We start from the raw sequence: 21,495 nt of genomic DNA on the forward strand, positions 1-21,495 counted from the left end.
TTTGAAACCGCCGATGCATCTTGTCCGTATGGGTATTCAGTCTTCGCGAAAGTTGCCGATCTGTATCCGGAGCAGTTTGCGTATTCAGCAACCGCGCCTTTCGATAGTCATCAGACAATAACAGGCAAAAATACGCTAAAAGAAGCCACATTCGGCCAAAGCAAGATATTTTCACACCATGTTGTCGTACAACCGGTGCAAAATTCGCCGTTTTGGGGCACGCACCCCACTGGAAAGAAGCCATGTCGCCCCCTATTTCTCCGTTGGCGCAACGCAGGAACGTGTTCCTGCTCGCGCTGTTTTGCTGCCTGCTCTGGGGCAGTTCGTACCCTGCGATCAAGAACGGCTATGCACTGTTCGGCATCGACAGCGGAGACACCCCCTCCAAACTCGTGTTCGCCGGATGGCGCTTCGCGCTGGCGGGCCTGGCTTTGCTGGCCTGGGTGGCCGCCAGCGGCAGGCAACTCGCCGGCTGGCCGGCACGGGCCTGGTTCCAGCTGGCGCTGCTGGGCCTGCTGCAGACCACGCTGCAGTACATCTTCTTCTACATCGGCGTGGCGAACACGACGGGGGTGAAAGCCTCGATCATGAACGCCACCGGCACCTTCTTCAGCGTGCTGCTGGCGCATTTCCTGTACCACAACGACCGCATCAGCCACGCCAAGGCCTGGGGCTGCATCGTTGGCTTCGCGGGGGTCATGGCGGTCAACCTCGGCGCCGGGCTGGCCGGGACGCTGAGCGACTTCGAGTTCGCCCTGCTGGGCGAGGGTTTCGTGGTGATCGCCGCCCTGGTGCTGGCGCTGGGCGGCGTCTACGGCAAGCGCATTTCACAAGGGATGGACCCCATCGTGATGACCGCCTACCAGTTGACCATCGGCGGCCTGGTGCTGCTGGCGCTCGGCTATGCCACGGGCGGCGCGCTGGGCGAGGTGACCTGGGCTTCGTCATCGCTGCTGGCCTATCTGGTGGTGCTGTCGTCCCTGGCGATCTCGATCTGGAGCCTGCTGCTCAAGCACAACCGGGTGAGCCTCATCACCGCGTTCAACTTCATGGTGCCTGTGTTCGGCACCCTGCTGTCGGCCTGGTTCCTGGAAGAGAGCCTGCTCGAATGGCGCAACGCGGTGGCCCTGGTGCTGGTGTGCGGCGGCATCTGGCTGGTGACCAGGGCATCCGCACCGCGCGCGTAAGCCTGCGGCGGCCGCCGAGCGGACTCCCCTTTCGTGCCCGCCATCGGGCGCGTCGGCACCTGCCCCGAACGGCGCTGAGGGGCATCCGCACCGGCTGCCTTCAGAAAGCGCGAAAATCACCGGCTGATCTGTCCCTCCCCTTCCCAAGGAACGCAAGCGAATGAGCACGACGCAACCGACCATCATCTACACGCTGACCGACGAAGCCCCCGCCCTGGCGACGGCCGCCTTCCTGCCGATCGTGCGGACCTTCGCGGCCCCAGCGGGCATCCACGTGGAGACCAGCGACATCTCGGTCGCCAGCCGCATCCTGGGCCAGTTTCCCGAACGCCTGACCGAGGCACAGCGCGTGCCCGACAACCTGGCCGCCCTGGGCAAGCTGACGCTCTCGCCCGACGCCAACATCATCAAGCTGCCCAACATCAGCGCATCGGTATCGCAGCTGGTGGCCGCCATCAAGGAACTGCAGGGCAAGGGCTATGCGATTCCCGACTACCCCGAAAATCCGACGACCGACGAAGAAAAGGACATTCGCGCCCGCTACAACAAGTGCATCGGCAGCGCGGTGAACCCGGTCCTGCGCGAAGGCAACTCCGACCGCCGTGCGCCCAAGGCCGTCAAGGAATACGCCCGCAAGAACCCGCACAGCATGGCCGAATGGAGCCAGGCATCGCGCTCGCATGTCTCGCACATGCACCACGGCGACTTCTATCACGGCGAAAAGTCGATCACGCTCGACAAGGCGCGCGACGTGAAGATGGAACTGGTCGGCAAGAGCGGCAAGACCACGGTGCTCAAGCCCAAGGTGTCGCTGAAGGACGGCGAGATCATCGACAGCATGTTCATGAGCAAGACGGCGCTGCTCGAGTTCTATGAAAAAGAGATCGAGGACGCGCACAAGACCGGCGTGATGTTCTCGCTGCACGTCAAGGCGACGATGATGAAGGTGTCGCACCCGATCGTCTTCGGCCACGCCGTGCGCATCTTCTACAAGGAAGCTTTCGCCAAGCATGCGCAACTGTTCGAAGAACTGGGCGTGAACGTGAACAACGGCATGGTCGATCTGTACAACAAGATCGCCACTCTGCCGCAGAGCAAGCAGGACGAGATCAAGCGCGACCTGCACGCCTGCCACGAAAACCGCCCCGAGCTGGCGATGGTCGATTCGGCCAAGGGCATCACCAACTTCCACTCTCCCAACGACGTGATCGTTGATGCCTCGATGCCCGCCATGATCCGCAACGGCGGCAAGATGTGGGGCGCCGACGGCCGCCTGAAGGACACCAAGGCGGTGATCCCCGAGAGTACCTTCGCCCGCATCTACCAGGAGATTATCAACTTCTGCAAATGGCATGGCGCGTTCGACCCCAAGACCATGGGCACCGTGCCCAACGTGGGCCTGATGGCCCAGCAGGCCGAAGAGTACGGTTCGCACGACAAGACGTTCGAAGTGCCGGAAGCCGGCGTGGCCAACATCGTCGATCTGGCGACAGGCGAAGTGCTGCTGAGCCAGAACGTGGAAGAAGGCGACATCTGGCGCATGTGCCAGGTCAAGGACGCCCCGATCCGCGACTGGGTGAAGCTGGCCGTGACCCGTGCCCGCAATTCCGGCATGCCCGCCGTGTTCTGGCTGGACCCGTACCGCCCGCACGAGAACGAGGTCATCAAGAAGGTCAAGACCTACCTGAAGGACCACGACACGACCGGCCTGGACATCCAGATCATGAGCCAGGTGCGGGCGATGCGCTACACGCTGGAGCGCGTGATCCGCGGCCTGGACACGATCAGCGTCACCGGCAACATCCTGCGCGACTACCTGACCGACCTGTTCCCCATCATGGAGCTGGGCACCAGCGCCAAGATGCTGTCGGTCGTGCCCCTGATGGCCGGCGGCGGCATGTACGAAACGGGTGCCGGCGGCTCGGCGCCCAAGCACGTGCAGCAACTGGTGGAAGAAAACCACCTGCGCTGGGATTCGCTGGGCGAATTCCTGGCCCTGGCCGTGAGCCTGGAAGACCTGGGCCTGAAGACCGGCAACCAACAGGCCGCCCTCTTGGCCAGGACGCTGGACACCGCCACCGGCAAGCTGCTGGACAACAACAAGAACCCCAGCCCCAAGACCGGCCAGCTGGACAACCGCGGCAGCCAGTTCTACCTGGCCCTGTACTGGGCCCAGGAACTGGCCGCGCAGACCGAGGACACGGCCCTGGCCGCCAAGTTCGCCGGGTTGGCCAAGACGCTGGCCGACAACGAGCAGAAGATCGTCGGTGAACTGGCGGACGTGCAGGGCAAGCCGGCAGACATCGGCGGGTACTACCTGCCCGACCCGAAGAAGACCGAGGCCGTGATGCGGCCCAGCGCCACGCTGAATGCGGCGCTGGCTGCCGTGACCGCCTGATCCGCGTGAGAAAGCGCCGGCCCTTGCACAAGGGCTGGCCGGTTTCGAAAGCGCCTGCCCACCGCAATGTGGGCAGGCGCTTTTTCTTCATGGCCGCCGGATCGGACCGCCTCTATCGGGGAACGAACAGCAGCTGCCCCTCGGGCGTCGGCCGATAGCTGAAACGTCCGTCGAGCACCACCTTGCCGCCGATACGAGCCACCCAGGTGTAATCGCCCACGCGGGTGCCCGCGTTGCCGAAATCGCTGGGATAGTGCACGGTCCCGGCGCGCTCGCCGCCCCCTTGGGGCTCGGTGGTCGCGGTGGTCGTCTTCCCGTCCGGCATGGTCACGGTGAACTCCACACGCGGCTGGCGGGTCGCCATCTTGTCGCTCACGCTCAGCCCGATGGCCGGGCGCGCGGTGTACAGAACGCTCTGGGCGAAAGCCGGGGCCGCTGCGGCCAAGACCGCCATGCATGCAGCGCTGCGAAAAGAAAATGCCATCTGTGCTCCTTTGTCTTTCTGAGTGAGCGGTTCAATCGCCGCACCGCACCGCCCGAAGTGGTGCAACGGAGGCCGGCTCCCAGGGCGCGCGGCTGATCTGCGTGCCGCCACCCCAACCGTACTCAAAGGGTTCGCCCTGCGGCGACGTGCCGAACGCACTGATGCGCCCCTTGCCCACATCGAAACCCCAGGCCTGTTCCAGACGCGCGATCTCCAGCGGCGTCCCCGGCGGCAGCGTGCGGACCCGCTGCAGGCCATGAAAGCGGTCGTTCGACGGATCGCGCGGATGCGCTGAGAGCACGAGCGCCGGTGCTTCGCGCAGCTGGTAAAGGCCAGACTCCTGCAGCAGCACCACACGGGCCGGCGCACGCAGCGGCAGGCATCCGCTGGAGGCCAGATCATGGCGGCCTTCACAGCCGGCCAGTGCCGCGAGAAGCGGCAGCCACGCCATTCCAGCCCAGCGGCCGCAACCCGCCAGGCGCCGGCGTTCAAAACCCCTTGCAGCACGATTTGCCATGGACGAAATGTGTCGCAACAAGCACCGCCCAGGGGTAAGACAACTGCGCAGCCGCGCTTCTGGGTGGGCCATCGGCCCCCTCGCTCTGACCATGCGTGGCAGCGGGGCGGTGTCCCACGGCCCGCCGAAATCCCAATCGCCTAGTGGCTGATCATCCAGGGCCGCTTGGACGGAAACGCCTTCGCTCCGTTCGCCGTCGTCACCGTGGCACCGCGCTTGCCAGTGCCGCAGCAGCCGCACCCCGCCGGATGGCGCATCCGGCCGTAGCTGCCTTCATCGCCGTTGCGGGAGGACCGCGGCGCATGCTGCGCGCGTTCGTTGGTGTCGAACGCGCGGCGCTGCTCCGGGCTCACGCAGGCCAGCCGCGGGGCAGTGGCGAAAACGCGGGGGGATGCCGCGCTGCATTGGGGGCAAGCCGCGGGCTCGTTGCGCAGCGCCAAGCTGCGCAGGGCATCGAAGCCGCCACAGGCGGCGCACTGGTAGTCGTAGGTGGGCATGGCGCGGTGTCCTGTCGTGTGGCGGCCGGTCAGACGAGGTCGGGCGACAGCGGCATGTCGATGCTGCCGTCCAGCATCTTCACCGGGCCGTTGGCGTTCGGGTTGATGTCGAACTCGAAGATCTGCGTCGGCAGCCACAGCGTGGCGCAGGCATTGGGCACATCGACCACGCCGCTGATGTGGCCCTGCACCGGGGCCGTGCCCAGGATCGAATACGCCTGCGCGCCGCTGTAGCCGAACTTCTTCAGGTATTCGATCGCGTTCAGGCAGGCCTGGCGGTAGGCCACGTTCACGTCCAGGTAGTACTGCTTTCCCGCCTCATCGACCGAGATGCCTTCGAAGATCAAATAATCGTTGTAGGTCGGCACGATGGGGCTGGGCTTGAAGATGGGGTTCTTGATGCCGTACTTGGCCATGCCGCCCTTGATCAGCGTCACCTTCATGTGCACCCAGCCGGCCATCTCGATCGCGCCGCAGAACGTGATTTCTCCATCGCCCTGGCTGAAGTGCAGGTCGCCGACCGACAGGCCCGCGCCGTCCACGTAGACCGGGAAGAACACCTTCGATCCGCGCGACAGATCCTTGATGTCACAGTTGCCGCCGTGCTCGCGCGGCGGCACGGTGCGGGCGCCTTCGGCCGCGGCCTTGGCCTTGGCGTCGCCGGTCAGGCGGCCCATGTGGGCGGTGCCGGCCGAGGGGGGGTTGGCCAGTCCGGCGGTGGGATCGGTGTCGATGAGCTTTTGCTCACGCTCGTTCCAGAGGTCGAGCATTTTCTTGTCGGGCAGGCAGCCGATCAGGCCGGGGTGGATCAGGCCGGCGAAGTTGACGCCCGGGATGTGGCGCGAGCTGGTGAACATGCCCTTGAAGTCCCAGATCGATTTCTGAGCTTCGGGGAAATGCTCGGTCAGGAAGCCGCCGCCGTTCTTCTTGGAGAAGAAGCCGTTGAAGCCCCACAGGCTGTCCTGCTTGGCGCCGATGTCCAGCAGGTCCACCACCAGCAGGTCGCCCGGCTCCGCGCCCTTGACGCCCACCGGGCCCGAGAGGTAGTGCACCGTGGTCAGGTCGATGTCGCGCACGTCGTCAGCGCTGTCGTTGTTCTTGATGAAGCCGCCGGTCCAGTCGAAGGTTTCCAGAATGAAATCGTCGCCCGGGTTCACCCAGCAGGCCATCGGAATGTCGGGGTGCCAGCGGTTGTGAATGTTCTCGTTCTGGGTCGGCGATTGACTCAGATCGACGTGGATGAGTGTTTCAGCCATGGCGTGCTCCTGGAAGGTGAAGGGAAGAGAAGGCGAGGGGGAAGGAACGGAAATCCGTCGCGGACCGTGGCCGGTCACACGGACAGGTAGGCCTTGATGCGCTGCTGGTCGGTGTCCGCGCGGGCGGTTTCATGCACCAGGCGGCCGCCTTCGATCACGAAGAGGCGGTCGGCCACATCCATGGCGAACGAGAGCACCTGCTCGCTCACCACGATGGTGATCTGGCGCAGCTTGCGGATCTCGTTGAGGGCGCGGGCGATGTCCTTGATGATCGAAGGCTGGATGCCCTCGGTGGGCTCGTCCAGCAGCAGCACCTTGGGATCGGTCACCAGCGCACGGGCGATGGCCAGCTGCTGCTGCTGCCCGCCCGAGAGGTTGCCGCCCTTGCGCCGGCGCATGTCCCACAGCACCGGGAACAGCGCATAGATCTCCTCGGGGATCTGGCGGGTCTTCGAGTTCTCCAGGCCGGTCTGGATGTTCTCCTCCACCGTCAGGGTGGGAAAGATCATGCGGCCCTGCGGCACGTAGGCGATGCCTTTGGCCACACGCCGAAAACTCTCGTCCCGCGTCACCTCCTGGCCGGCCACGGTGATGTGCCCGCTCTTGACCGGCATCACGCCCATCAGGCTCTTGAACAGCGTGGTCTTTCCCATGCCGTTGCGGCCCATGATGGCCACGGTTTCGTTGGCGCGGCCCTCGAACGAGATGCCGTGCAGCGCTTCGCTCTGCCCATAGGCGACGTGCAGGTCGGTGACTTTCAGCATGGGAGGCTCCAGAAAACTCATGGCATGGGCAAAGGACAGCGATGCGTCTCAGTGGCCGAGGTACACGTCGATCACCTTGGGGTCGTTCTGGACCTTGTCCATCGATCCCTCGGCCAGGATCTTTCCCTGGTGCATGACGGTGACCTTGTGCGCGATGCGCTTGACGAACTCCATGTCGTGCTCGATCACGATCACCGCGCGGTTCTTGCAGATGCGCTGCAGCAGTTCGGCCGTGAGCTCGCGCTCGCGCGCGCTCATGCCGGCGATGGGCTCGTCCAGCATCAGCAACTCGGGCTCCTGCATCAGCAGCATGCCGATCTCCAGCCACTGCTTCTGGCCGTGCGAGAGCAGGCCGGCCTCGGTGGCGAGCAGCCCGCCCAGGCCGATGTCGTCGGCCACGTCCTGCACCCGCTGCTTCACCGCGCTGGTGCAGCGAAACGCCAGCGCGCCGAACACGGTGCGCCCGGTGGGATAGGACACCTCCAGGTTCTGGAAGACCGACAGGTTCTCGTAGATGGACGGCGTCTGGAACTTGCGGCCGATGCCCAGGCGCACGCGCTTGTGCTCGGCCATGCGCGTCAGCTCCTCGTTCTTGAATTTGATGCTGCCGCTGGTGGCGCGCGTCTTGCCGCAGATCAGGTCCAGCAGCGTGGTCTTGCCCGCGCCGTTGGGGCCGATGATCACGCGCAGCTCGTTCCTGTCCACGTACAGCGTGAGGGTGTCGATGGCCTTGAAGCCGTCGAACGAGACGGTCAGGTCTTCCACGGCCAGGGCGAAGTCGGTGTTGCTCATGGGAGGGGCTCCGGGTGCGTGCGCTCAGGCGCTCTGGCGGCGGGTGCCTTCGGGCAGGCCGGGCTCGCGCGCCGCCGGCTCGGTATCGGGCGCGGCGCTGCGCGCGGCGGCGGCTTGCGGCGCGGGCACCGCCGCCTGGCGCAGGGCCTCGCGGCGGCCCTTCCACCAGGGCACGATGCGGCTTTCCCACAGGCCGGCCAGCCCCAGCGGGAAGGCCATGGTCACGCCAATGAACAGCCCCGCCATGAGGAACAGCCACAGGTCGGGAAAGCTCTCCGAGAAGTACGTCTTGCCCGCGTTCACCAGCAGCGTGCCGTACACCGCGCCCACCAGACTCATGCGCCCGCCCACGGCGGCGTAGATCACCATCTCGATGGACGGCACGATGCCCACGAAGCTCGGCGACATGAACCCCACCTGCAGCGTGAACAGCGCACCGCCGATACCCGCAAGCGCCGCGGCCAGGCAGAAGGTGAACACCTTGAAATTGGCCACGTCGTAGCCCGAGAAGCGCACGCGGTCTTCCTTGTCGCGCATGGCCAGCAGCAGCGTGCCCAGCTTGCTGGTCTGGACGAATCGGCACAGCACGATGGACAGCACCAGGAGCGCCACGCACACGTAGTACAGGATGTATTTGGCGCTGTCGGTGCGCGTGTCCCATCCCCAAAGGGTCTTCAGGTCGGTCATGCCGTTCACGCCGCCCGTGTAGCCCTGCTGGCCGATGATGAGCACCGTGCAGATCAGCGCCACCGCCTGCGTGATGATGGCGAAGTACACCCCGCCCACGCGGCGCTTGAACATGGCGAAGCTCACGATCCAGGCCAGCAGCGTGGGCACCACGATCACGGCGGCCAGCGCGAACGGCAGGCTCTTGAAAGGCACCCAGAACGCGGGCAGCTCGGTGATCTGGTTCCAGTCCATAAAGTCGGGAATGCCGGGCGTGGACTGGATCTTGGTGCTGACGGGGTCGGAGGCTTCGAGCTTGAGGAACATCGCCATGGCATAGCCGCCCAGACCGAAGAACACGCCCTGCCCCAGGCTGAGCACGCCGCCATAGCCCCACACCATCACCAGGCCGATGGCCACGAAGGCATAGGTGAGGTACTTGCCCACCAGGTTCAGCCGAAAGATGTCGAGCGCGAGCGGCAGCACCACGGCCAGTAGCACCGTGAGCAGCACCAGGCTGGCCAGCTGGTAGCGCAAGATCCAGGCTTTGAGGGCATTCATGGGCGACTCCGAGGGGTGCAGCGTGTGGACAAAGCGATGAAAGCGATGGGCGCGCGCTCAGCGGCGCACCTTGGAGGCGAACAGGCCCTGCGGCCGCACCATCAGGATCAGCACGATCAGCGACAGCGTGATCACCTTGGCCATGGAGCCGGCCAGGAAGAACTCGGTGATCGATTGCGTCTGCGCGATGCCGAAGGCCGACACCACCGTGCCCAGCAGGCTCGCCGCGCCGCCGAAGGTAACGACGAGGAACGCATCCACGATGTAGAGCGAGCCCGACGTGGGCCCTGTGGAGCCGATGGTGGTGAACGCGGCGCCCGCCACGCCCGCGATGCCGCAGCCGATGGCGAAGGTGAGGCGGTCGGTCTTTTGCGTATCGATGCCGATGGCGTTGGCCATCACCCGGTTGCTGACCGTGGCGCGCACCCGCAGGCCCCAGCGGCTTCGGTGCAGCGCGAGCAGCACCCCGGCAGTCACCACCAGCGTGAGGGCCAGCACGAACAGGCCGTTGATGGGAATATCGAGCCCCTCGGAGGGCGCCCACGATCCGAGCAGCCAGTCGGGCAGGGTCGGGCTCACTTCCTTGGGGCCGATGAAGGTGCGAAAGCACTGCTGCAGCCCCAGGCTGATGCCCCAGGTGGCCAGCAGCGTGTCCAGCGGGCGCTTGTACAGGTGGCGGATCAGGCCCCATTCCACCAGCCAACCCGCGATGAACGCGAAGCCGAAGGCCGCGGCGATGGCCAGCGGGAAATAGAACGGCATCCACTGCGGCGCATGCGTGGACGCCAGCGTGGAGCCCAGGTAGATGGTGTAGGCGCCGATGGTCATGAACTCGCCGTGCGCCATGTTGATGACGCCCATCTGGCCGAAGATGATCGCCAGCCCCAGGCCCATGAGCAGCAGCACGGCGAACAGGCTCAGGCCGGCGAAGCCCTGCATCAGGCCGATGTTCATCATTTCGGAGAAAGTCATGGTGCAGCTCCTGCGTGCAAGCCCATCAAGGGGAAAGTGATCCATGCGGCGGCCCGCGCCAAGCGTGGGGCAGACTCACCGGCGCAGCCTCTGTCCGCCCCCTCCCGCGCAGCGAGAGAGGGGGGGGGGTCAGGGGGTGATTACTGGTACCCCTTGGGGAACGGATCGGGCTTGATGAGCTCGGGCGACTCGGCCACCACCTTGAAAGTGGCGTCCGGCAGCCCCTGCGCGATGCGCGACTTGCTCCACAGGTGGTGGTTGGCGTCCACCTTCACGTAGCCCTCGGGCGCGGTTTTCAGCTCGATGCCCGGCGATGCGGCCACCACCTTGTCCACGTCGAAGCTCTTGGCCTTCTCGACCGCGGCCTTCCACAGCCACGGGCCCAGGTAGCCCGCCTGCGTGACGTCGCCGATCACCGCATTGGGGCCGTACTTGGCCTTGAAGGCGGCCACGAACTTCTTGTTGTTCTCGTTGTCCAGCGACTGGAAGTACTTCATCGACGAATAGAAACCCGCGAAGTTCTCGCCACCCACGCCGGTCATCTCGTCCTCGGTGACCGACAGCGTCACCAGCAGCTGCTTGTCGCCCGTGATGCCCGCGGCCTTGAGCGCCTTGTAGAACGCCACGTTGGAGCCGCCCACCACGGCGACGAACAGGCAGTCGGGCTTTTGCACCTTGATCTTGTTCATGAGCGAGCCGAAGTTGGTGCTGCCCAGCGGGTAGTACTCCTCGCCCACGACCTTGCCCTTCTGGAAGTTCTCCACGTGCTTGCGCGCGATCTTCATCGAGGTGCGCGGCCAGATGTAGTCCGATCCGATCAGGAAGAAGGTCTTGGCCTTCTTCTCGGTCTTGGCCCATTCCAGGCTGTACAGGATCTGCTGCGTGGCCTCCTGGCCGGTGTAGATCACGTTCTTGGACTGCTCCAGGCCCTCGTAGAACGTGGGGTAGTACAGCAGGCCGTTTTCCTTCTCGAACACGGGCAGCACGGCCTTGCGCGATGCGCTGGTCCAGCAGCCGAACACGGCGGCGCAGTGGTCATTGATGAGCAGCTTCTTCGATTTTTCGGCGAAGGTGGGCCAATCGGAGGCGCCGTCTTCCTTGATGACCTTGATCTTGCGCCCCAGCACGCCGCCCATGGCGTTGATCTGGTCGATGGCGAGCTGCTCGGCCTGGATCGATCCCGTCTCCGAGATGGCCATGGTGCCGGTCGCCGAATGCAGCTGGCCCACGGTGACCTCCGTGTCCGTCACCGCCAGCTTGGTGGTGTTGACCTGCGCCGTGGGCTGCGCGAAGGACCACGCGGGCAGGCCCGCCACCGAGGCAGCCCCCATGGCCTGCAGCAGCCGGCGGCGGCCCGCATCCGCGGCCAGGAGGGGGGAGACATTCGGATCGAGGGGGTGCTTCATGGGAGCGCTCCTTGCAACAGGCAATACGGGGTGGTTGGACGGCGTCGGTGGTTCCGCGCTGGGGCCAAGATTAGGGACAACCCTGCTGCGCGCCCATACGTCAATTGACGTAGCCGCCCACCCGGCCCCGGCATGCGGCGCGGACAAGAACGTTTCTTGCATGCAGCCCCGGCATGGCCCCGATCGCACCGCCCACCCCCCAGACCGCGCCGCAGACGATCTTTCGGTTCCGCCGCGAATACAACGCCTGGGTGGCCGACGAGACGATGGAGGACTACGCGCTGCGCTACACGCCCAAGGGCTTTCGGCGCTGGAGCGAATGGCGCGTGGCCAACACCGCGTTCGGCTCGCTGTCGTTCCTGGCGCTCGAGGCCATCGGCGGCGCCATCGCGCTCAACTACGGCTTCGCCAATGCAATGTGGGCCATCCTGGCGGTGGGCGTGCTGATCTTTCTCACCGGCCTGCCGATCGCCTACTGCGCGGCGCGCTACGGGCTGGACATGGACCTGCTCACGCGTGGCGCGGGCTTCGGCTACCTGGGCTCCACCATCACCTCGCTGATCTACGCGGTGTTCACCTTCATCTTCTTCGCGCTGGAGGCCGCCATCATGGCGCTGGCACTGCAGATGGTGGTGGACTGGCCGCTGCAGTGGTGCTATGTGCTGTCGTCCCTCGTCATCCTGCCGCTGGCCATGCGCGGCATCACGCTCATCTCCCGGCTGCAGGCGTGGACGCAGCCGCTGTGGCTCTTCCTGCTGCTGCTGCCCTTCGTGTGGATCGCGCTCGCGCAGCCGCAGCTGTACCGCGACTTCGCGGGGCTGTCGGGCCTCCGGAGCGGCAGCAGCCAGTTCGATCCGCTCATGTTTGGTGCCGCGGCGGCGGTGATCTTCTCCCTGGTGGTGCAGATCGGCGAGCAGGTGGACATCCTGCGCTTTCTGCCCGAGCGCACCGCCGCCAACCGCTGGCGCTGGTGGGGCGCGGTGCTGGTGGCCGGCCCGGGCTGGATCGTGATGGGCATGCTCAAGATGGCGGGCGGCGCGTTCCTCGCCTTCGCCGCGCTGCAGTTCGAGGTGGGCACGCACCGCGCGGCCGAGCCCACGCAGATGTTCCTGGCGGGCTTTCAGCAGGTCATGCAGGCGCTGGGGCTGCCGGGCCTGGCGGTGGCGGTCACGGTGGTGTTCGTCGTGGTCTCGCAGGTGAAGATCAACGTGACCAATGCCTACGCGGGCTCGCTCGCCTGGTCCAATTTCTTCGCCCGCATCACGCGCAGCCACCCGGGGCGCGTGGTGTGGCTGGTGTTCAACGTGGGCATCGCCACGCTCCTGATGACGCTGGGCGTGTTCGGCGCGCTGGAGAAGGTGCTGGCCGTGTACAGCAACGTGGCCATCGCCTGGGTGGGCGCGCTGGTGGCCGACCTCGTCATCAACAAGCCGCTGGGCCTGTCGCCCCGGGGCATCGAGTTCCGGCGCGCGCACCTGTACGACTTCAACCCCGTGGGCCTGGGGGCCATGGTGCTGGCGGCCGCCGTGGCCTGCTGCGCCTACGCCGGCCTGCTGGGCGACTATGCGGCGGCCTTCTCGCCCTTCATCGCGCTGGCGCTGTCGATGGCGCTGTCGCCGCTGCTGGCCTGGGCCACCGGCGGGCGCTACTACCTGGCCCGCATGCCGGACACGCTGTGGAAGCCCGGAGAGTCCGTGCGCTGCGCGGTGTGCGAGAACCCGTTCGAGTCCGAGGACATGGCCCGCTGCCCGGCCTACGGCGCGCCCATCTGCTCGCTGTGCTGCTCGCTCGAATCGCGCTGCCACGACCGCTGCAAGACCGGCTCGCGCGCGGCCGACCAATTGCGCGCGGTGGCCGCGCTGCTGCTGCCGCGCACCTGGGCCGCCCGCGTGAACTTCCGCCTCGGCCAGTACCTGATGGTGCTGGTGTCGCTGTGCGCGGTCATGGCGTTTCTGGTGGGCGTGGTCTATGTGCAGGAGGGGCTGGAGACACCGGCGCAGTTCCTGCGCACCCCGTTCCTGAAGGTGTTCGCCCTGCTGTCCCTGCTGGCGGCCGTGTGCGCCTGGTGGGTGGTGCTCAGCACCGACAGCCGGCGCATGGCGCAGGACGAGTCCGAGCGGCAGACGCAACTGCTGCTGCAGGAGATCGAAGCCCACAAGCGCACCGACGCCGAGCTGCAGGCCGCCAAGGACCGGGCCGAATCCGCGAGCATGGCCAAGACACGCTACGTGGCCGGCATGACGCACGAGCTGCGCTCGCCGCTCAACAGCATCCTCGGCTACACGCAGATCCTGCTCAAGAACCCCGAGACCGACGGCTGGATGCGCGAGACGCTGTCCACCATGCAGCACAGCGGCCAGCACATGCACGCGCTGATCGACGGCTCGCTCGAGCTGGCCCGCATCGAGGCGGGCCGGCTGCGGCTGGACCTGGCGCCGCTGCCGCTGGCCGAGCTGATCCGCAACGTCGAAGGCATGCTGCGCCCGCAGGCCGAGGCCCGGGGCCTGGCCTTCGTGGTGGAGACGCTGGGCACCATGCCCGACTGGATCCGCGCCGACGGAAAGCGGCTGCGCCAGATCCTCATCAACCTGCTGTCCAACGCCGTGCGGTTCACCCAGCAGGGCGAAGTGCGCCTGCGGCTGGACTTTCGCCCGCACGTCTCGCGCATCGAGGTGATCGACACCGGCATCGGCATCGAGCCGCAGGACCTGGAGCGCATCTTCCTGCCGTTTGAGCGCGGCAGCGCCGGGCGCCGCGCGAGCGAGGCGGGCACCGGCCTGGGCCTCACCATCACGCACCTGCTCACCGAACTCATGGGCGGCCAGCTCACCGTGGCCAGCCGGCACGGGCAGGGCAGCACCTTCACCGTGCGGCTGTACCTGCCCGGCATCTCCCCCGACCCCGCCTGGCGCCCCACGCACGCCGTGGCCCTGCGGCCCGTCATCGGCCACATCGCGCCGCGCCGCACGCTGCTGGTGGTGGACGACCAGCCGCTGCAGCGCCAACTGCTGGCCGGGCTGCTGGTGCCGCTGGGGTTCACCGTGCGCGAGGCCGCCAGCGGCCGCGAGTGCCTGGAGATCGTGCGGCAGGCGCCCCCCGACCTCGTACTGCTGGACATCACCATGGACGACCTCGACGGCTGGCAGACGGCCGCCCTGCTGCGGGCGCTGCGCCCGGCAGCGGCGCTGCCGATCGTCTTCGTCTCGGCCAACCAGTTCGACAACGAGCCCGCGCGGCTGGCCGCCGCCCAGTGCCAGGGTTTCGTGGGCAAGCCCATCATCGAATCGGAGCTGCTGCAGGCCCTGCAGGCGGCGCTGCAGCTGGAATGGGTGCACGACAACACGCCGGCCAAGGCCCCTGCCACGCCGGGATCGCCCCCCGCCAGCCCCGCGCCGCCGCCCCACACCCTGCCCGCCGACCTGCGCGAAGACCTGAACCGTCTGGCGCGGCAGGGGCAGGCCGCCGCCGTGCGCGAGCGGCTGCGCAGCGCACGCGACGGCCTGCCCGGCCATGCCGCCGCGCTGGCGCAGTTGCAGGCCTGCGCAGACCGCTTCGACTTCGATGCCCTGGCCCACCTACTGCGAGAACCCGAACATGACGAACTCCCCTGACAGCGCGCCGGCCGCCGCCCCGCGCCGCGTCATCCTGGTGGTGGACGATGCGCTGGACACCCTGCGCATGCTGTGCGATGCGCTGGCGGGCGAAGGCTATGCCGTGCTGGCCGCGCGCGATGCCGAAGAGGCCATCGAGCGCTTCGAGGTGACCGTGCCCGACGGCGTGCTGCTCGATGCGGTGATGCCCGGCACCGACGGCTTCGCGCTGTGCCGCCGCATCAAGGCCACGCCGCCGTGGGCGCACGTGCCCATCGTCTTCATGACCGGGCTGTCGGAGACCGAGCAGATCCTGCGCGGCTTTGCCAGCGGCGGCGTGGACTATGTGGTCAAGCCCCTGCGCATTCTCGAGGTGCTGGCCCGCCTGGCCACCCACGTGGCCAACGCGCAGGCCGCCCGGCTGGCGCGCGAGGCCGTGGACGTGGCGGGCCTGGGCGTGGTCGTGCTCGACGGCCAGGACCGCATCGCCTGGCGCTCGCCGCAGGCCACGCGCTGGCTGGAGGCCGCCTTCGGCGGGCACCGCGACACCCCTGCGAGCGACCCCGCGCGCTGGCTGGCGCAGGCCCAGCGGCAGGGCGAAGGCAGCACGCCCCTGCCCGACGGCCGCCAGCTGCAGGCCCGCCACCTGGGCGCGAGCGGCCTGGCCGAGTCGATGCTGCTGCTCAGCCAAGGCCCGGCCGCAGGCGCCGCCGCGCCGCGGTTGCCGCCCGTGGCGCTGACCCCGCGCGAAACCGAGGTGCTGTCGTGGCTTGCCAAGGGCAAGACCAACCGCGACATCGCTGATATTTTGGGCATGAGCCCGCGCACGGTGAACAAGCACCTGGAGCACATCTTCGAAAAGCTTGGCGTGGAAACCCGCACCGCGGCGGCGGCGCTGGCGGGGCAACTGCTGCAGGATTAATTGTGAAGTCTGCCGCAGGGCACCCAGTGGTCGCAAGCTTCAGATATGGACTGTAAGCTGCTGCACTTCACACTGCGCCAAATGTCACGGAATCAGTATGCTTGAAGTAATCATCACAGCAATCCTCGCCTCTGGCACGACAACAGGACTGGTCGCCGTTCTCGCTAAAACATGGTTCGAGACGCGCGTGAAGGCGTCAATAGAGCATGAATACAAAAAGCAATTTGAGCTATTTCAGCGCCAGTTAAATCAGCAGCAAAAGATTGAGTTGGTTGCAGAACTGCTCGGTGAGTCGCTTGCCACGCCTTTCGGTGAAACGGTTACGAGAGAGCAGAGAACAAAGCTCAACAAGCTTTCCCTCCAAGCCTCACTTTGGCTCCCACCGGAATTGGCTATAGAGCTATCAAAACTACTTCAAAACCAGCCAGATGCGAAATCGCCGTTTCACCTTGTCTTAATTGCGCGAAGGCTGTTGATTGCAGATTCGTCAATTGGAACTGAGCACGTCACCATATGGGGTCCAGACAGAGAGACCCATCCGGATTTAATCCTTCATATTGTCAAAAGATAGCATTCAGCATCATCAAGCCAGCCGCGATTAAACACGCTGACACGTTGACACGTTGATTTGACGCAAAACCTTGAGTCAACTCTTAATACGATATTTCCTAGCCAAACGGCATGTAGTAGCTTGTACGTTATCTAATCCGCTTCGACGCCAAGCTCTTCTTCGCTTCTGATCACTCGGCCGGTCGGTAACCCAACCGCTCCGCCAGAAAATCAATGAAGCTGCGCAGCTTGAGCGGCATCTGCCGCCGGCTGGCATAGACGGCATGCAGCGTGCCCTCGAAGTCCGCATTGCCCGGCAGCTTCGCCAGCCGGCCACTGGCCAGGTCGTGCTCCACCAGCCATCCGGGCAGAAAGGCCGCGCCCATGCCGGCCACGACGGCGTGGTAGCTCAGCGTGGTGTCGCTCGACTTCATCACCGCATCCATGCGCCATCGCGTGCCTTCGTTCAGGCCGTGCTTGAGGCGCTCCAGTTGCAGGTAGTTGGGCACCACCATCGGAACCGGCTGCGATGCGACGCCGACCAAGGGCACCGGCATTGCGCCGGGCGCCACGACCAGGTGGAAGACGATGGGGCACAACGGCCGTGCGATCAACTGGGGCGCGGGCTCGGCGGTCATGCGCAGCGCGACGTCGAAGCCTTCCGAGACGATGTCCACCATGCGGTTGTCCAGGTGCAGGTCCAGCCGCACCTCGGGAAAAGCCCGCCGGTACTCGGCCAGCAGCCCGGCGAACCGCGGGGTGGCGCACCACACGGGCGCACTGATCCGCAACTCGCCGCGCGGCCGGCTCTGGCCCTGGCCCACGGAAGCCGCCGCGGCGTCGAGCAGCTCCAGCGCCTGCCGGCCCTGCTCGTAGAACGCGGTGCCCGCCTCCGTCAGGCTCATGCTGCGGCTCGTGCGGTGCAGCAGGCGCGCGCCCAGGGTGCGCTCCAGCCGGGCGATGTGCTTGCTGACCATGGGCGGCGCCATGCCCAGGCGATCCGCGGCGGCGCTGAAGCTGCCGGCTTCGACGATCGCCTGGAACACGCGCAGGCCGGTCAATTCAAGGTCCGCAGGGGTCATGGTTGCCAAAAGAGGAAAGGATGCCATCACTCTAACGCCATCGATTTCCTTTGGGGGAAATCTTAAATTGCGTCCAGTCCCATCCTTTTCATCGCCACGCTCTGTGGCCCCTTCGGAGACCCGCCATGCCTGCCACCCCTTTTTCGTCCAATGCCTCCAACCCGCCCGCGGGCCGGGCGCTGCGCATCGGCCTCTGGGTCGCCCAGGTGCTGGTCGCGGCGGTGTTCTGCGCTTCCGGCGTCGTGAAGCTGACCACGCCCATCCCCGAACTGAGCGCGATGATGCCGTGGACGGGGCAATATTCCGTCGCCTTCGTGCGGTCCATCGGCCTGATCAACATCGCGGGCGGCCTGGGCATCCTGCTGCCCGCGCTGACGCGCATCCTGCCCCGGCTGACGGTGCTGGCCGCCCTGTGCTGCGTGGTGCTGCAGGGGCTTGCCATCGCCTTTCACCTGAGCCGTGGCGAGGCCATGGTGGTGCCGCTCAACCTCTTGCTGCTGGCGCTGTGCGCCTTCGTGCTGTGGGGCCGCGCCCGGCGCGCGCCGGTCCGCCCGCGCGGTTCGGCTTGAAACCCCGCATGCCTTAGCCTTGGCAGACCTGCCTGTGCGCCCTCTGCCCGATCCGTGCCCCCTTTTTCACAAGGCCAGACCATGACTTCCTTGCCCACTTATTTCCTGTCCCACGGCGGCGGCCCCTGGCCCTATGTGCCCGAGATGCGCCGTGCGATGCAGGCGCTGGAGCGATCGCTCGAAGACATTCCGCGCCAGATCGAAACCCGCCCGCAGGCGGTGCTGGTGGTGTCCGGCCATTGGGAGGACGACGCCTTCGCGGTGATGTCGAACCCCCAGCCGCCCATGGTGTACGACTACTCCGGCTTTCCGCCCCACACGTACGAGGTGCAATACCGCGCCCCGGGTGCGCCGGCCCTGGCCGAGCGCATCGCCGGGCTCATCGAGGCTGCGGGGCTGCCGAGCCGGCTCGACGCCGAGCGGGGCTTCGACCACGGCACCTTTTCGCCGCTGGAGGTGATGTACCCGGCTGCCGACGTGCCGGTGCTGCAGGTGTCGCTGCAACGCGATCTGGACCCGGCCCAGCATCTGGCGCTCGGCCGTGCGCTGGCGCCGCTGCGCCATGAGAACGTGCTGATCGTCGGCAGCGGGCTGAGCTATCACAACCTGCGCCGCTTCGGCCAGGCCGGGCTGGCGCCATCGATGGCCTTCGACCGCTGGCTGCAGGACACGCTGGCGTACTCCGACCCGGCCACGCGGGTCGAGCGGCTGATCGCGTGGGAAGACGCGCCCTTCGCCCGCACCGCCCACCCGCGCGAAGACCACCTGATTCCGCTGATGGTGGCCGTGGGAGCCGCCGAGACCGAGCCTGCCCTGTGCGTGTACAACGAAGAGGGCGTGTACGGCGGGGTGACGGTATCGAGCTACCGGTTCGGCTCGGCGGTGTGAGGCAGCGCAGGGGCGGCGCGGCCACGGCCCACGGCTTTCAGCCGCTTCGGGCATCATGGTTTCTCCTCCACTGCCGGCCTGTCCCATGACGCTGTCCCACCGCCCCGCGTTTCTGCCTCCGCGCCCCAAGCGCGCCCCGGTTTCCCGGCTATCGCTCTTCGTGGCGGCCACGCTGCTGGTGGGCGCCGGCGCCGCCACCGCGCAGGCCCCCGCTTCGCCTTCGCCGACGGTGCGCCTGCGCGGCACGGTCGAGGCGGCCACCGCCACCACGCTCACCGTGAAAGAACGCGGCGGGCAGACGGTCGCGCTGGCCCTGCCGCCCACGCTGGTGGTGCAGGAGGTCTACCCGATCGCGCTGAAAGACATCCGGCCCGGCAGCTTCATCGGCACGGCCGCCCTGCCCCAGGCGGACGGCACGCAGCGCGCCATCGCGGTCACGGTGTTTCCCGAATCCGCCCGCGGCACCGGCGAGGGCCACCGTCCATTCGACCTGCAGCCGCAAAGCACCATGACCAACGCCACCGTGGCCGATGTGGCGGACGTGACCGATGCGGCCGACGCCGGCAAGGGCCGCACGCTGCGGCTCAAATACCAGGGTGGAGAGAAGACCGTCACCGTGCCGCCCGGCGCCCCGGTAGTGACCTTCCGCGCGGGCGACCGCAGCCTGCTGGTGCCCGGCGCCAGCGTGTCGCTCACCGCGCAGGAGGTGAACGGCCAGCCCACGGCGACGCGCATCAACGCCGGGCGCAACGGGTTCGCGCTGCCCTACTGACGCAACGAGCGAACGTTACTGACCAGACGCTACCGAGGGGTCTGCGCCGCGTTGCCGGCCGCGGCCCCGCCCGCCTGGGCCGAGGCCGGCAGGCCGAAGATGCGGTCGAAGCCCCAGTTGAAGACGAAGGTGTAGCAAAGGAAGAAGGCGATCAGCCCCAGGTCCATCACGAAGGCCTGCCACAGGCTGACCTCGAACCACCAGGCGAACAGCGGCACCAGCGTGAAGACCAGGCCGCCCTCGAACCCGATCGCGTGGGCGATGCGGCGCGCCGTGCTGCGCCCGCGCACGGGCTGGCGAGCCTCCCAGCGCTCGAACGCCCAGTTGAACACCAGGTTCCACACCACCGCGATGGCCGAGGCCGCCACGGCCACCACGCTGGAATGCCCCGGTCCCTGCCCGGTGAGCCAGGCCAGCGCCACCGTGGCGGCCGCGATGGCAATGAGTTCGTACAGCGTGACATACAGCACGCGGCGCGCAACGCCCTGCAAGCCCGTGGGGCGATGGGTGGAGGGCGCGCAAGCGGAAGAAGAACCGGCGATGGAAGCGTTGGGCAGTGACATGGCCGCGACTTTATGTGCACTGAGCTGATACATAAAGTCAGCTTGTTTCAGTTTTACTGATAGATACTGGCGCCCATGGCTTTTTCTTCCGACAGCGTGCAGGTCTTTCTGGCCGTGCTGGACCAGGGTTCTTTCTCGGCCGCGGCGCGGGCGCTGTCGCGCGTTCCCTCGGCCGTGAGCATGACCATCGCCCACCTCGAAGCCGAGCTGGCCGTGCCGCTGTTCGACCGCACCGGACGCGAGCCCCGCCCCACCGCCGCCGCCCGCGCGCTGGAGCCCCAGGCGCGGCTGCTGGCGGCGCAGCTCAAGCAGCTGAACGCGCAGGCGCTCGCACTCACCCAGGGGCTGGAGGAGCGCCTGACCCTGGCCATCGCCCCCGAGCTGCTGGCCGCCCATTGGCGCAGCCCACTGGCGGCGCTGGCCGAGGAGCACCCGCTGCTGCAGGTCGAGGTGCTGGCCGCGCCGCAGGCCGATGCGCTGGCGCTGCTGCACGCCGGGCGCGCGCAGCTGGCGCTGGTGTTCGAGCGGCCCAGCATGGACGGGCGCGAGGGCTTCCAGGAGGTGGGCAGCGAAACCCTGGTCGCCGTGATGGCGCCGGGCCACCCCGTGCTGGCCGCCGCGCAGGCCGCAGCCGCAGAGCGCGGCGCCCCCCCCGCCGCCGCCCTGCTGCGCGAGGAGCACCTGACCACCACGCGCCAGATCGTCGTGGCCAGCCGCGACCTGGCGCAGACCGATCCGCGCTTCGTGTTCGCGCGCCACCACTGGCGCACCGACAACCACCTGGCCGCGCTGGGCCTGATCGAGGCCGGCCTGGGCTGGGGCTGGCAGCCGCGCGCGCTGGTGCAGCCGCGCATCGCGGCGGGCTCGCTGGTGGAGATGCCGTTCGAGAACCTGAGCAACGGCGTCGCGCTGTGGGTGGACGTGGTGTGGTCCAAGGAGCGCCCGCTGGGCCTGGGCGCGCGGCGCTTCGTGGAGCTGATCGACGGGCAGGCCGCGCGGCCTTTGAACCAAAACAGGCCCTAGCGCATATTCCACTAGCAGGCTGAAGAAATACTCCCCA

20 protein-coding genes are annotated in these 21,495 nt (G+C 67.1%); 9 read left to right on the plus strand and 11 right to left on the minus strand.

The genetic code is table 11. The annotated features are described in order from the left end of the window. Window positions 1-242: 242 nt before the first annotated feature. Together M5C98_RS22960 and M5C98_RS22965 are read left to right on the plus strand one after the other, a co-directional pair. A complete protein-coding gene (locus M5C98_RS22960; protein WP_272549812.1) occupies window positions 243-1,187 on the plus strand; it encodes a DMT family transporter in 945 nt (314 codons plus the stop codon). A gap of 160 nt (window positions 1,188-1,347) precedes the next feature. Further along, complete coding sequence (locus tag M5C98_RS22965) at window positions 1,348-3,585, plus strand: NADP-dependent isocitrate dehydrogenase (protein WP_272549813.1); 2,238 nt, start codon at window positions 1,348-1,350, stop codon at window positions 3,583-3,585. Between the two features lie 112 nt (window positions 3,586-3,697). Here M5C98_RS22965 and M5C98_RS22970 read toward each other — a convergent pair whose 3' ends face one another. The 9 genes from M5C98_RS22970 to urtA form a co-directional block, all read right to left on the minus strand. Next, on the minus strand, window positions 3,698-4,069 hold the full coding sequence (locus M5C98_RS22970) for a hypothetical protein (protein ID WP_272549814.1): 372 nt from the start codon (window positions 4,067-4,069) through the stop codon (window positions 3,698-3,700). A 31-nt stretch (window positions 4,070-4,100) separates the two neighbouring features. Continuing rightward, window positions 4,101-4,520: a hypothetical protein gene (locus M5C98_RS22975; protein WP_272549815.1), complete on the minus strand. Its 420-nt coding sequence runs from the start codon at window positions 4,518-4,520 to the stop codon at window positions 4,101-4,103. Window positions 4,521-4,726: 206 nt separating this feature from the next. After that, entirely contained in the window at window positions 4,727-5,083 is a 357-nt protein-coding gene (locus M5C98_RS22980; protein ID WP_272549816.1) for an FmdB family zinc ribbon protein, read from the minus strand. Window positions 5,084-5,112: 29 nt separating this feature from the next. Further along, entirely contained in the window at window positions 5,113-6,339 is a 1,227-nt protein-coding gene (gene fmdA / locus M5C98_RS22985; protein WP_272549817.1) for a formamidase, read from the minus strand. Between the two features lie 74 nt (window positions 6,340-6,413). Then, window positions 6,414-7,103, minus strand: a complete 690-nt coding sequence (urtE, locus tag M5C98_RS22990) for an urea ABC transporter ATP-binding subunit UrtE (RefSeq protein WP_272549819.1) — start codon at window positions 7,101-7,103, stop codon at window positions 6,414-6,416. Window positions 7,104-7,151: 48 nt separating this feature from the next. Further along, complete coding sequence (urtD, locus tag M5C98_RS22995; protein WP_272549820.1) at window positions 7,152-7,895, minus strand: urea ABC transporter ATP-binding protein UrtD; 744 nt, start codon at window positions 7,893-7,895, stop codon at window positions 7,152-7,154. A gap of 24 nt (window positions 7,896-7,919) precedes the next feature. Continuing rightward, window positions 7,920-9,122, minus strand: coding sequence for an urea ABC transporter permease subunit UrtC (gene urtC / locus M5C98_RS23000; RefSeq protein ID WP_272549821.1), 1,203 nt, complete (start codon window positions 9,120-9,122; stop codon window positions 7,920-7,922). Window positions 9,123-9,179: 57 nt separating this feature from the next. After that, window positions 9,180-10,094, minus strand: coding sequence for an urea ABC transporter permease subunit UrtB (urtB, locus tag M5C98_RS23005; protein ID WP_272549822.1), 915 nt, complete (start codon window positions 10,092-10,094; stop codon window positions 9,180-9,182). A gap of 140 nt (window positions 10,095-10,234) precedes the next feature. After that, the gene (gene urtA / locus M5C98_RS23010; RefSeq protein ID WP_272549824.1) at window positions 10,235-11,500 is read right to left on the minus strand and encodes an urea ABC transporter substrate-binding protein; all 1,266 of its coding nucleotides are present in this window, start codon (window positions 11,498-11,500) and stop codon (window positions 10,235-10,237) included. 173 nt (window positions 11,501-11,673) lie between these two features. Here urtA and M5C98_RS23015 point away from each other — a divergent pair, with 173 nt between their 5' ends. From M5C98_RS23015 to M5C98_RS23025, 3 genes are all read left to right on the plus strand, one after another. Next, window positions 11,674-15,111 (plus strand): hybrid sensor histidine kinase/response regulator, encoded by a 3,438-nt coding sequence (locus M5C98_RS23015; protein WP_272549825.1) that lies wholly within the window; start codon window positions 11,674-11,676, stop codon window positions 15,109-15,111. Continuing rightward, the gene (locus M5C98_RS23020) at window positions 15,095-16,012 is read left to right on the plus strand and encodes a response regulator transcription factor (RefSeq protein WP_272549827.1); all 918 of its coding nucleotides are present in this window, start codon (window positions 15,095-15,097) and stop codon (window positions 16,010-16,012) included. Before M5C98_RS23015 ends, M5C98_RS23020 begins: the two co-directional genes overlap by 17 nt. Window positions 16,013-16,109: 97 nt before the next feature. Further along, complete coding sequence (locus M5C98_RS23025; protein ID WP_272549828.1) at window positions 16,110-16,583, plus strand: hypothetical protein; 474 nt, start codon at window positions 16,110-16,112, stop codon at window positions 16,581-16,583. A gap of 169 nt (window positions 16,584-16,752) precedes the next feature. On the opposite strand, the gene M5C98_RS23030 is transcribed toward M5C98_RS23025, so the two are convergent. Next, on the minus strand, window positions 16,753-17,643 hold the full coding sequence (locus M5C98_RS23030; RefSeq protein ID WP_272549829.1) for a LysR family transcriptional regulator: 891 nt from the start codon (window positions 17,641-17,643) through the stop codon (window positions 16,753-16,755). 125 nt (window positions 17,644-17,768) lie between these two features. Here M5C98_RS23030 and M5C98_RS23035 point away from each other — a divergent pair, with 125 nt between their 5' ends. The 3 genes from M5C98_RS23035 (at window position 17,769) to M5C98_RS23045 (ending at window position 19,872) form a co-directional block, all read left to right on the plus strand. After that, a complete protein-coding gene (locus M5C98_RS23035) occupies window positions 17,769-18,212 on the plus strand; it encodes a DoxX family protein (protein ID WP_272549831.1) in 444 nt (147 codons plus the stop codon). A gap of 81 nt (window positions 18,213-18,293) precedes the next feature. After that, window positions 18,294-19,100 carry a DODA-type extradiol aromatic ring-opening family dioxygenase gene (locus tag M5C98_RS23040; protein ID WP_272549832.1) on the plus strand — a complete coding sequence of 269 codons (807 nt, stop codon included), beginning with the start codon at window positions 18,294-18,296 and terminating at the stop codon, window positions 19,098-19,100. Window positions 19,101-19,185: 85 nt separating this feature from the next. After that, a complete protein-coding gene (locus M5C98_RS23045) occupies window positions 19,186-19,872 on the plus strand; it encodes a hypothetical protein (protein WP_272549833.1) in 687 nt (228 codons plus the stop codon). 29 nt (window positions 19,873-19,901) lie between these two features. On the opposite strand, the gene M5C98_RS23050 is transcribed toward M5C98_RS23045, so the two are convergent. Then, the gene (locus tag M5C98_RS23050) at window positions 19,902-20,363 is read right to left on the minus strand and encodes a PACE efflux transporter (protein ID WP_272553378.1); all 462 of its coding nucleotides are present in this window, start codon (window positions 20,361-20,363) and stop codon (window positions 19,902-19,904) included. 147 nt (window positions 20,364-20,510) lie between these two features. On the opposite strand from M5C98_RS23050, the gene M5C98_RS23055 reads away from it, so the two are divergent. Beyond that, on the plus strand, window positions 20,511-21,458 hold the full coding sequence (locus M5C98_RS23055; protein WP_272549835.1) for a LysR family transcriptional regulator: 948 nt from the start codon (window positions 20,511-20,513) through the stop codon (window positions 21,456-21,458). Window positions 21,459-21,495 lie beyond the last annotated feature (37 nt).

The organism is Acidovorax sp. NCPPB 3576 (assembly GCF_028473605.1).
In the GTDB taxonomy this organism is placed as follows: domain Bacteria; phylum Pseudomonadota; class Gammaproteobacteria; order Burkholderiales; family Burkholderiaceae_C; genus Paracidovorax.